Below are 10,951 nucleotides of genomic sequence, written 5' to 3'. Positions count from 1 at the left end.
CCCGACCCCTGATCCCCAAATCCTATGTTGTATGTTCTCCAAATTACCTGATTTAGTACGCTTGACAGTTGGGCTACCTTGCGACTATGCTAAGCTACGATTTGCTGCTTTAGAACGCGCCATTTGTGATGATTTGATTGTTGGTTGCTTGGCATGTGGTCAAGGCTACCAGCATTGAATCATGGGGAGAGCCTGCTGTGAGCCAAGTTGCGGATCAATTGGCGCAATTTGTGGTTTTTATCCTCGATCAAGAACGCTTTGCCTTGCCAGTCGAGCAAGCCCGTGGCATTGAGCGTTGGCGCACGCCAACCAGAATTCCCGGCACGGCGGCGGCGATTATGGGCATTATCAATCAGCGTGGCGTGTTGCTGACAGCGGTTGATATGCGGGTAATCTTGGGCATGAAGCCAATTACGCCAACCCGCCGCAGCCGCTTTTTGCTGGTTCACGAACAGATTGACTGTGCAATTGCAGTTGATCAGGTGCTCGATATGTTGCTACTTGATTTAAGTTTGGCTGAGCCAACGCCACATCGCGGCACGGTTGCCAGCCGAGGGTTGCTGCCAACGCCGTTTGGTTTTGCAACATGGCTGGATCTCGCCGCGCTGCTTGGGTCGATCAACAATGGTTAGTCCAGCAGTTGTCAGCGATTTGTATCCGCTGAGTGTTGGCGATCAAACGCTCTTAATTCGCCAAACCGCTTTGGTGGGCGTGGATTATGTTGCCAATAGCGGGCAACCAATTCGCCGCGTGATTCACCACGGCAACCCAATCGATGTGATCGATTTAAATCAGTGGCTGCAACAGCCAATTGGCGAACAAGCCAATCGCTTAGCCTTATTTGTGGCTGGGCAAGCAAGCTTGGCAGTAGTTGTTGATCAATTGGGCGACCCGATTCGGGCCGCACTGACCGTACAACCGTTGCCAAGTTTAGTTTCCGATAGCTTGCTCGACCCCAGCATTTTGGGCATTATTATGCTCGACGAACGCCCATGCCTCATGCTTGATCTCGAACTGTTTGTGCTGGTACACGCAAAGCGCTAGACCAGTGCCAAGGAGTCTGCTCATGGCGAATTTAGGTTCGCTTTTCTCACTCGATTTTACGAATTTAGCTGATCGCCGCCGCGTGATTATGCGGATTGTCGCCTTGGCTGCCTTGGTCGTGCCGTTGTTAGTAACCTTGGTAGCGTGGATCTACGAGCGCAATAATCCTCAATTGTGGAATGCCCTCGGTGTGCTCTTTGTTTCGATGGGCGCGATTTTGCTGGTCGCCTTTTTTAGCCTGCGCATGATTCGCCAAGGCCAAGAACAAATTGCCACCTATGTTTTGATTGGCACGATTTCATTGGCGGCTTTGGCATGTGCTGTGCGTTATGGCGGCATCGATCAAAGCCTGATTATTTCGTTGTTGCTGGTCATGCTGTTTATTGTTGGTTTGGTGGCAACATGGCGCGAAATTGTGGCCTATGGCATTTCGATCACCTTTGCCTATGGCATGTTGCTGCTGCTCAAAGATAATCTTGGTTCATTCAGGGTTGCCGAAGGAACGCTAACCGCAGGCGATGCAGGCGTGTATGGCGTTGGCGCTGTGCTGTTTTTTGTGGGCTTGGCGACGACGATTGTGCTGACCACGATTTTTAGCAAAGCTTTGGCTGAATATTCGCTCAAAAGCGAGCAATGGACTGCCGATTTGATGCGGGCCAACGAGCAGTTGATCGAGAAAAATATTCAGCAGATCGAGCTTGGCACCGATCTTTCGTTTGCCGCCACCGAATTGTCGGCAGCCTCGCAGCAACAAGCTTCGGGCGCAACCGAGCAAGCTTCGGCAGTTGCAGAAGTTTCATCAACGATTGAAGAATTGGGCTTTACCGCGCGCCAAATCGCTAGCGCCTCGGATCAAGTGAGCATTGCTGCCCAACAAACTTTGACCTCGTTGGCAATGGGCCAGCAATCAGTTGATGAAGCCATCCAAGGCATGGAACGGATTAAGCAACGGGTGCAAGAAGTTTCATCGCGGGTGTTGAGCTTGGGCGAACGTTCGCATCACATTAGCGAAATTATTGCCTTGATTGACGATGTTTCCGATGAAACCCACCTGCTGGCCTTGAATGCGGCGATTGAAGCTGCTGGCGCAGGCGAACATGGTCGGCGCTTTGCGGTAGTTGCTGCCGAAGTCAAGAGCTTGGCCAACCGCACCTTAGCCGCTTCACGCGAAGTCAAAGATGTGATTGCCGAAATTCAGGCTGCGACCAATGCCTCGGTGTTGGCAACCGAAGAAAGCGTCAAAGAAGTTGTCCAAGGGGTCAATTTGGCGCATCGGGCAGGCCAAGAAATGGATTCGATTGTGGTGTTGGGTGAACATACCGCCCAATTGGCCCAAGAAATTAGCCTAGCGACTGCTCAGCAACAAACTGCATCGGAGCAAGTTGTCGAAACCATGCGTGAAATTGCCGAAGTCTCACGTCAAACGGCTGCTGGTTCGCGCCAAACTGCCGATGCAGCATCCAAACTCACCGCGATTGCAAACCGTTTGCATTCGTTGGTCAACATCGAGGCCAATACACGCTAAGCGAGGAGCTATCGCATGGGCGGTTTTGATTTATCAGCATTTTTTGGCCAGTTTCGCGAAGAAACTGAAGAGAATGTGCGGGCCTTGACCACAGGCTTGTTGGCCTTGGAGTCAAACCCAGGCGATCGCGAAGCGATTGATACGATTTTTCGGGCGGCGCATACGATCAAAGGCTCAGCGCGCATGCTTGGCCAAATCGATATGGGCCGTTTGGCACATTCGATGGAAAGCTTGCTTTCGGCTTTGCGCAGTGGCATGCTGGCCATGAATGCGAGCATTAACGATGTGTTGCTGGCCAGCGCTGATGTGCTGTTGGCCTTGAATGCCAATGTCAATGAGCCGCCGCCAACCGATCCCAATGTCGATATTTTGGTCGAGCAACTGAATGCGTTGGCTGCTGGCGAAAGCCTACCAAGTGCGCCGCCAGCCAAAAAGCCAGCGCCGATTGTCGAGCCTGTGGCTGAACCAGCGCCAGAGCCTGAGCCAGTTGTGCTTGAGCAACCCAAGCCTGAGCCTGCCCCAGTTGCAGCGCCGCCAGCACCTAAAAAAGCCAAGCCTGCCAGCGAGGTTGTCAAGCCGATCAATACAACTCGCTCGACGGTACGCGTGCCAATTGCGCGCTTGGATCGCTTGTTGAATACTGCTGGCGAGTTGGTCGTCACCCGTCAGTTGCATCTTGAGCATGTGGCCGATCTCGAAGCTTTGGATAAATTGTTGACCAAAAGCGAGCGGCTGAGCCAACAATTGAGCGAGCGCTTGACTGGCCAGCGCGTGACCTTTCAGCAACGGCGTGAGGCTAGCGAACTTGCCAGCCAATTGCAAAATTTGGCGCAAGCGACGCGCAACCAATTGCGTTTGCTCAGCGAGCGTTGGAGCAGCCATAGTGCCGCCAGCGAGGCCTTGGTCGATGAACTTGAGGCCGAGGTGATGGCGACGCGTTTACAGCCTGTTGCTGGTTTGTTTGCGCCAATTCCGCGAGCAGTGCGTGAGTTGGCTCGCTCATTGGGCAAAGAAGTTAATTTAATCACTGAAGGCGAAACCACTGAGGCCGACCGCAAAGTGATTGAGTTGATGGCTGATCCGTTGCTGCATTTGGTGCGCAACGCGCTTGATCATGGCATTGAAACGCCCGATGATCGGATTAAAACCAACAAGCCTGCTGAAGCGACCTTGCGCTTGCAAGCGCGCTCGTTGGGCGGCACGATTGAAATTATCATCAGCGACGATGGCCGTGGCATTGATCCAGCGGTGATTCGATCGACAGCAATTAAACGCGGAATTATTGATGCTGAATCGGCTGCGCGTTTGCGCGATGAAGAAGCCTTGGAGTTGATCTGGCAGCCTGGTTTTTCCACCAGCGCCATCATCACCGATGTTTCTGGGCGTGGCGTGGGCATGGATGTAGTGCGCGCCGCTGTGAGCGAAGTTGGCGGGCGGGTTGATGTGCATTCCGTGCGTGGTCAAGGCACAACCTTCACGCTGATTTTGCCAATTACCTTGCTGACCACGCGGGTGCTGTTGTTTGATGTGGCCGGAACGACCTATGCCTTGCCATCGACCGCCTGTTTGGGTGGGCGGCGGGTTTCAGGGTCGCAAATTCAAATGGTCGAAGGCCGCCCAAGCGTGCGCGTCGATGAACGGAGCGTGAGCATTGTGGCGCTTGCACCATTGCTTGAGCAACGTGGGCCGTTGCCCCAGCCATCGGATATTTCCAATTTGGTGGTTTTGGGGCCAGCCAATCGGCCATTGGCCTTGCTCGTCGATAAATTGGTTGATGAACGCGAAGTCGTGGTTAAGTCGCTGGGAGCGTTGTTGAACGAACAGCGCTTATGCACTGGAGCAATTGCCCTGCCCGATGGGCGCTTGGTGTTGGTGCTCAATCCGTTGGCGATTGCGGCCCGAGCGCGCGAATGGGGCAAGCCTGTGGCCTTGCCGGCGCCAAGCAAGCGTCAGCCAGCCAAATTGCTGGTTGCCGAAGATTCGTTTACCACCCGCGAACTACTACGCTCGATGCTACAATCGGCGGGCTATATCGTAGAGACGGCAATTAACGGCCAAGATGCGCTTGACAAGCTCAACCTCAATTCCTACGATCTGCTGGTAAGCGATGTTGAAATGCCGTTGCTGACTGGATTTGAATTGACCCGTCGGGTGCGCGCCCATGAACGTTTGCGCCAATTGCCAATTATCATTATCACAAGCCTAGCCCGTGATAGTGATCGGCGTGAAGGCTTATTGGCTGGCGCACAAGCCTATATCGTCAAAAGCCAGTTTGATCAAAGCAACTTGCTCGAAACGATTCATCAATTACTTGGCCGCTAAAGTAGCTTGGCCTTGATTACTGCCAATCTTCCCCTGCGAGGAGTTTTTCAATGAGTGAACGAATTTTAGTTGTTGACGATAGCAAACTGGTTACCGATATTGTCAAAATGCGGCTCGAAATGTATGGCTATGCCGTCGATTTGGCCTATAGCGGCGAGGAAGCGCTGCAAAAAATCGGCGATCTCACGCCTGATTTAGTCGTGTTGGATGTGCAAATGCCTGGGATTGATGGCTACGAGGTTTGCCGTCAGTTGCGTTCCAATCCCTTATTTGAAGAATTGCCAATTATCATGTTGACCTCGATGGATGATAAACGGGCTGGCTTTGAGGCCGGAGTCGACGATTATCTCAACAAAGATCTTGATTTGCTCGATTTGCCCAATCGGGTCAAACTGTTGTTAGGTATGTAATGATGACAGGGCCGCTTGCACCAATTCGCGTGTTAGTTGTCGATGATTCGGCGGTTTCGCGCCGAGTCATCAGCACTATTTTAGCCAGTGATTCGGCGATTCAAGTGGTTGGCGAGGCCCGCGATGGGCGTGAGGCGGTGCAATTGGCGGCAGCGCTGCAACCAGATATTATCACGATGGATGTGCGCATGCCGGTGATGGATGGGTTGCAGGCCACCGAAGAAATTATGGCTTATCATCCAACGCCAATTTTGGTGATTACCTCATCGCTGACCCGCCATGATCGCAATTTAACCTTTCAGATGCTCAACGCCGGAGCTTTGGAAGTGTGGGAAAAACCCAACGACCTGACGTTGGCGCAAGGTGAGGCCAATCGGCTGCGCTTGCTTGAACGGGTCAAGGTGCTTTCGCGGGTCAAAGTTGTGACCCACTTGCGCGGGCGACGGCGCAAATCGCCAACCACCGAGACCAATATTCCCTTATTGATGGCTTCAATAAGCCCGCCAAGCAAACGTTGGTTGATTGTGGTTGGGGCTTCGACTGGCGGCCCACGTGTGTTATACAAACTCCTGCATAGCCTGCCTGCGAGCATCCCCGCAAGCATTATCATTGTGCAGCACATCGCCGAGGGATTTGTTGGTACAATGGTAGACTGGTTGGACAATCATTCGCCCTTGAAGGTGGAATTGGCGCAGCATCGTGGAAGTTTGAAAAATGGCCATGTTTATGTTGCCCCCGATACCCATCATTTGCGCATTGATGGCAACTGGACGGTGCATCTTGAATCGCAACCAGATACCTTACTATATCCATCAGTTGACGTAACCATGCAATCTGCTGCCAAGGTATTGCCCAAGCAAACAATTGGCGTGTTGTTAACTGGCATGGGCCGTGATGGAGCACAAGGGTTATTGGCTTTGCGGCGGGCTGGCGCACGCACAATTGCCCAAGATCGCACAACCAGCGCGATTTGGGGCATGCCGCGGGCCGCAGAGGAAGTTGGCGCGGCGATGGAATTTTTGGCTGCCGATTCGATTGCGCCGCGTTTGGTGGCGCTGCTCAGTGAAGCTGAACGTCGATGAGTGAGTTAAGCACTGAACAATGGACAATCATCCGCGATTATCTCGCTCGCCGAGCGGGGTTGTATCTCGATGATAGTCGCATGCGCCAAGGTCGCATGTTTGTTCAGGAACGCTATCGCCAATTGCAAATTAGCCCGGCGGCATACACACTGCGAATTCAAGACCCGACCAATGCAAGCGAGGTGCAATGGTTGGCTGAGCGTTTGGCCAATCACGAAACGCAGTTTTTTCGTAACCCAGCTCATTTTCGGGCTTTGCGCGAGCATATTTTCCCTGAACTTCAGCGCGTACGTTCGCCGTTGCGTCCGCTGCGTTGCTGGAGCGCTGGCTGCTCGACTGGCGAGGAACCCTATAGCATGGCCATGGTTGCCTTGCAGCAATGGGGCAACCCGCCAAGCCGTCCAATTTCAATTTGGGCCACTGATTTAAGCCATGTGCCGCTTGAACGTGCGATTGCTGGCGAATATCGTGGGCGTTCGTTGGCTAATGTTCAAGCCGACTACAAACAATGGTTTGAGCAACAGCCCAACGGATCGCTGCGCGTCAGCGAAGCAGTGCGATCCTTGGTACAATTCGAGCAGCACAATTTGCTTGACGCACTGCCGCATTGGGCCTATCAGCTTGATGTGGTATTTTGCCAAAACGTCACGATCTATTTTCAGCTCGAAACATGTCGCCAGTTGATCGAACGGATCTATGCGGCGATGGCGGTTGGTGGCTATTTGCTCTTGGGTTTTTCCGAATCGCTGTGGGGCATTTTTGATCGCTTCGAAACGGTCGAGGTGGCTGGAGCATTTATTTATCGCAAAGGCGATGGCCAGCCAAAGCCACGCCCGACGATCGAACGCCCAATTACTAAGCCACTCGATAAGCCAGTGGAGCCAACTCCGGTGCGGCCTCGGCCTATTACGCGGCCCATCGTTACCGTCGACGTGCCAAAAGCATCAGATGTGGCGAGTTTGTTGACCGAAGCGCGTACATTGCGGTCACAAGGCCAGCAGCGCCGCGGCTTGAGCCTGTTGGCTAGTATTGCGCCCAATCAGCGCCAGCCAGCAATTTTGGCCTTGGCTGCGCAATTGCATGCCGACCTTGGCCAAAACGATCAAGCTGCTGCTGAAGCCCGTCGTGCCTTAGAACTTGATGTTTTGCAAGATGCCGCCTATGTGGTGCTGGGCATGATCGAGCTCAACCAAGGTGCGTGGGATAAAGCGATTAATTATTTGGAGCGTGCCAGCTATTTGGTGCCCGAATCGCCGACGATCGCCTTTCATTTGGCCGAAAGCTATCGCCACCAAGGGCGCGAAACCGCAGCCTTGCGCTATTATCAACATGCTTTACGCAAGTTGGCCCAACATTCAAGTAGCACAGTCATTGACGGCATCGCAGTCGGCTGGTTGCGTTCAGCCTGCGAACGCTGGATTGGCAGCTTAGAAGCCAGCCAAGGAACATTTTAATTTTATGCAAAAAGTACAGCCAGCAATCTATAGTTCACTGCTCAGTCACCGTGCTCATGGTCGAGTGGCGATTCCGCTTGAGCCAGCTTTGCCTGCGCCAGTGCCCGAAGCACCAGTGCTTGACCAACGTCAAGCTGAGTTGGAACAAGATTTGCAATTGGCGCGTGATTTGCAGCAAGGCTTGATGCTTGAAACCGTGCCGCGATTGCCGGGCTGGGAGCTGAGCGCAGTCTCGTTGCCAGCCCGCGAGCTTGGCGGCGACCTCTATGATTTTCTGGCGGTCAATGGCACCCAAGGCATTATGATTGGCGATGTGAGCGGCAAGGGCTTGCCTGCTGCTTTGCGCATGGCAGTGGCGCGCACGGTCTTTCGAGCCGAAGTGCGGCGCGGTCAGTCGCCAGGACATACCTTGGCCGCAGTCAATAATATTTTGATCGAAGAAATGCCGCAGGGCATGGTTACGATGCTGTATGCATTAATCAACCCGCAAACCGGCATGATGCAATTGGCAAATGCTGGTCACAATTACCTGATTGTGATCAATAATCAAGTCGTTGAAATCGAAACGTCAGGTGTGCCGCTCGGCGTGATGGAGATCGATTGCTATACTGAATCCATCGTGCAACTGAATTATGGCGATTCGGTCATGTTGTACACTGATGGGGTTGTTGAAGCGACCAATGAGCATCAAGTTTTATATGGCTACCCACGGTTTCAGAGCCTTTTGCAAACAGTTGGCCACCTTAAGCCACGCGCCTTGATGGCCCGCGTGCTCAGCGAAGTTCGCGCTTGGACCCAAGGTCAACTCAAACACGATGATGTGACGATGGTGCTCGTGCGGCGGCGTTTGGCCAATTTGCTTGATGAAATGCACAGCATTGTGGCCGATGTGGTTGGGCCAATGACTGCCGATGAATGGTGGCAAAGCTTAGAATTGGTTGGTGCAAGCCGCACACCCGACCAATGCCTAGCGTTGTTGCGTCCGCTGAATGAAATGGTTGCCAGCCAATTTGGCCGTGGAATTGCCCGCGAACTGCAAGCGCAATTACGCCCAGTGATCGAAGAATATCGCTTGCTCCAATCCACCAAAGGATCGTCCTAAGGGAACTGTTATGACTACCAATGTTGACACGCTCAATGTAATGCCGCTAGACCTCGATACCTTTGCTGGGAGCGAGCGTTTTATGGCTGGGACGCGCTTGGGTGCTGCGTTTGGACGCGGGATCAAAGCCTATTTGGCCGCCAATTATCCTGATGCAATCGAGCATTTCAAAACCGCGTTGATCGCGGCTTATGTCGAGGGCGATGAGAAATCGCAAATTTACGATCGCGAGCGGGCGATTATTTATTTGTATATTGGCAATGCCTGCGCTTTTCAAGATGATTGGCCGACTGCCCAGCGCGAATATTTGGAATCGGTACAAACCGATCCGCAACTGGCCGAAGCGCACTATAACTTGGGCGTAGCCTTTGGGGCGATGCGCCAAATTGATCGGGCAATTGGTGCATTCAAAGAGGCACTCGAACACAATAATGGCTTGTACGAGGCCCATTTTGCGCTTGGTCGCGCCTATCAGATGCTCGACGATGCTGGTCGGGCCTATATTCACTTTACCTCTGCCCGCGAGTTGCGGCCCTATGCTGGCGAACCCTTGTATTATATGGGTTTGATGCACCAAGCCCATGGCGCTCACGAATTGGCCCAGCGCTGTTTTGCCGAGGCGCTGCGCGTTGAACCAACCTTTATCTCGCCCAGCGTTGGCCCCGATGAAGTGCTGGTGAGCAAATCGGAGCAAGAGGTTGCCAACTGGTACTACCGTTTGAGCGACGATCTCAAGGCTCAAGGCTACGACGAAGATGCCAAGCGCATTTACGAAGCCCTGCTCAAATGGCGGCCAACCGAACATCGGGCGCGCTATTTGCTTGGTAATTTGTTGGCGCGGGCGCGCCGCTGGGAATTGGCGTTTCAAGAGTATGGCCAAATTCCACCGCAAGATCGCTATTATGTTGATGCGCGGCTACGCATCAGCGCGATTTTGCGTTTTCAAGGTAAGCATCGCGAGGCCTACAACCATTTGTATAGCACCGCCAAATTGCGCCCCAACGATGGCCAAATTTTCTTGCAAATGGGCAAGCTGCTCTATGATTTAGAAAAACATCATGCCGCCATGCGGGCTTTTGAACGCGCGGTGCAGCTCTTGCCCAAAGATCCCAATGCCTACTACTTGCTAGGCTTTATGTATACCGTGTTGGGCCACGAAAGTTGGGCCTTGGCTGCTTGGCGCAAAGCGGTGGAGTTAGCGCCGCATGCCCATTCACTGCGCTACGATTTGGGCTATATGTATACGCGGCGGCGACGCTACGATTTGGCATCGCGTGAATTTAGCCATGTGCTGATGCACTGGCCCGATGATATTGAAACCACCTTTATGCTGGGTACGTGCTATAAAGAAATGCTCGAACCAGCCCAAGCCATCCCGTTATTTGAAAAAGTGCTGCGGCGTAACCCACGTCATACCCAAGCATTGTATTATCTGGGGGCATGTTATCTCCAAGTTGGCAACAGTTCCTTGGGCAAAGCCTACCTTCGCCGCTATGAACATCTGATCAATCAACAAGAACAATTACCCCAAAAGGGCCGCGCAATGGCCCGTGGAGGTTCACGATGAATCGGATTCACCTCAATATTCCATCTGACCTGGTTTTTGAGCGGGTTGTGCGGGCCAGTGCCGCCGAGCTTGGCAGCACCATGGGCTTTCCGCGCGAGCGCGTCGAAGATCTCAAGCTGGCAGTGAGCGAAGCCGTAACCAACGCGATTGAGCATGGCGGTGGTGGCGGAGTGGCTGGCTCGGTCGAAGTCATTTTTTCGCTCCACGCCGATCAATTAGAAGTTGAAATTATCGATCATGGCAAAGGTATTGAGCACTTCAACACCGAGCGCCGCGTGGTCGAGGAAGATAACCTTGAATCGGGCATGTTGCGTGGCTTCGGCTCATATTTAATCAGCGAGTTGGTTGATCAATACGAGGTGCAAAGCTCTGGTACTGGCACCAGTTTGCGGCTGCGAATTTTTAAAGCAAAGTAGCGAATGGGGGTCGGGGGCTAGGGGTCAGG

10 protein-coding genes are annotated in these 10,951 nt (G+C 53.1%); all 10 read left to right on the top strand.

The annotated features are described in order from the left end of the window. Window positions 1–197 precede the first annotated feature (197 nt). Genes C5S61_RS25660 through C5S61_RS25615 form a run of 10 tightly spaced genes read left to right on the top strand, consistent with a single transcriptional unit; the run spans window position 198 to window position 10,922 of the window. Window positions 198–632 (top strand): chemotaxis protein CheW, encoded by a 435-nt coding sequence (locus tag C5S61_RS25660; RefSeq protein ID WP_164689788.1) that lies wholly within the window; start codon window positions 198–200, stop codon window positions 630–632. Continuing rightward, window positions 625–1,044: a chemotaxis protein CheW gene (locus C5S61_RS25655; protein WP_110520286.1), complete on the top strand. Its 420-nt coding sequence runs from the start codon at window positions 625–627 to the stop codon at window positions 1,042–1,044. The genes C5S61_RS25660 and C5S61_RS25655 overlap by 8 nt, the downstream gene beginning before the upstream one ends. A 22-nt stretch (window positions 1,045–1,066) precedes the next feature. Next, the gene (locus C5S61_RS25650) at window positions 1,067–2,569 is read left to right on the top strand and encodes a methyl-accepting chemotaxis protein (protein WP_205701483.1); all 1,503 of its coding nucleotides are present in this window, start codon (window positions 1,067–1,069) and stop codon (window positions 2,567–2,569) included. Window positions 2,570–2,584: 15 nt separating this feature from the next. Next, window positions 2,585–4,891: a hybrid sensor histidine kinase/response regulator gene (locus tag C5S61_RS25645; protein WP_110520284.1), complete on the top strand. Its 2,307-nt coding sequence runs from the start codon at window positions 2,585–2,587 to the stop codon at window positions 4,889–4,891. Between the two features lie 50 nt (window positions 4,892–4,941). Next, window positions 4,942–5,301: a response regulator gene (locus C5S61_RS25640; protein WP_110520282.1), complete on the top strand. Its 360-nt coding sequence runs from the start codon at window positions 4,942–4,944 to the stop codon at window positions 5,299–5,301. Window positions 5,302–5,303: 2 nt separating this feature from the next. Beyond that, window positions 5,304–6,383, top strand: a complete 1,080-nt coding sequence (gene cheB / locus C5S61_RS25635; RefSeq protein WP_110520280.1) for a chemotaxis-specific protein-glutamate methyltransferase CheB — start codon at window positions 5,304–5,306, stop codon at window positions 6,381–6,383. Then, window positions 6,380–7,837, top strand: a complete 1,458-nt coding sequence (locus C5S61_RS25630) for a CheR family methyltransferase (protein WP_110520278.1) — start codon at window positions 6,380–6,382, stop codon at window positions 7,835–7,837. The genes cheB and C5S61_RS25630 overlap by 4 nt, the downstream gene beginning before the upstream one ends. Window positions 7,838–7,841: 4 nt before the next feature. Beyond that, window positions 7,842–8,939, top strand: coding sequence for a PP2C family protein-serine/threonine phosphatase (locus C5S61_RS25625; protein ID WP_110520276.1), 1,098 nt, complete (start codon window positions 7,842–7,844; stop codon window positions 8,937–8,939). Window positions 8,940–8,949: 10 nt separating this feature from the next. After that, entirely contained in the window at window positions 8,950–10,506 is a 1,557-nt protein-coding gene (locus C5S61_RS25620) for a tetratricopeptide repeat protein (RefSeq protein WP_110520274.1), read from the top strand. Next, on the top strand, window positions 10,503–10,922 hold the full coding sequence (locus tag C5S61_RS25615; protein WP_054537036.1) for an ATP-binding protein: 420 nt from the start codon (window positions 10,503–10,505) through the stop codon (window positions 10,920–10,922). The genes C5S61_RS25620 and C5S61_RS25615 overlap by 4 nt, the downstream gene beginning before the upstream one ends. The last annotated feature ends 29 nt before the right edge of the window (window positions 10,923–10,951 follow it).

The organism is Herpetosiphon llansteffanensis (genome assembly GCF_003205875.1).
GTDB lineage: Bacteria > Chloroflexota > Chloroflexia > Chloroflexales > Herpetosiphonaceae > Herpetosiphon > Herpetosiphon llansteffanensis.
The sequence above is the reverse complement of the archived record's forward strand: the minus strand, read 5'-3'. Positions and strand labels throughout refer to the sequence as shown.

Coding starts and splice junctions, on each gene's coding strand:
- C5S61_RS25655 (WP_110520286.1), top strand. CDS start 625: ATGGTTAGTCCAGCAGTTGTCAGCGATTTGTATCCGCTGAGTGTTGGC.
- C5S61_RS25650 (WP_205701483.1), top strand. CDS start 1,067: ATGGCGAATTTAGGTTCGCTTTTCTCACTCGATTTTACGAATTTAGCT.
- C5S61_RS25645 (WP_110520284.1), top strand. CDS start 2,585: ATGGGCGGTTTTGATTTATCAGCATTTTTTGGCCAGTTTCGCGAAGAA.
- C5S61_RS25640 (WP_110520282.1), top strand. CDS start 4,942: ATGAGTGAACGAATTTTAGTTGTTGACGATAGCAAACTGGTTACCGAT.
- cheB (WP_110520280.1), top strand. CDS start 5,304: ATGACAGGGCCGCTTGCACCAATTCGCGTGTTAGTTGTCGATGATTCG.
- C5S61_RS25630 (WP_110520278.1), top strand. CDS start 6,380: ATGAGTGAGTTAAGCACTGAACAATGGACAATCATCCGCGATTATCTC.
- C5S61_RS25625 (WP_110520276.1), top strand. CDS start 7,842: ATGCAAAAAGTACAGCCAGCAATCTATAGTTCACTGCTCAGTCACCGT.
- C5S61_RS25620 (WP_110520274.1), top strand. CDS start 8,950: ATGACTACCAATGTTGACACGCTCAATGTAATGCCGCTAGACCTCGAT.
- C5S61_RS25615 (WP_054537036.1), top strand. CDS start 10,503: ATGAATCGGATTCACCTCAATATTCCATCTGACCTGGTTTTTGAGCGG.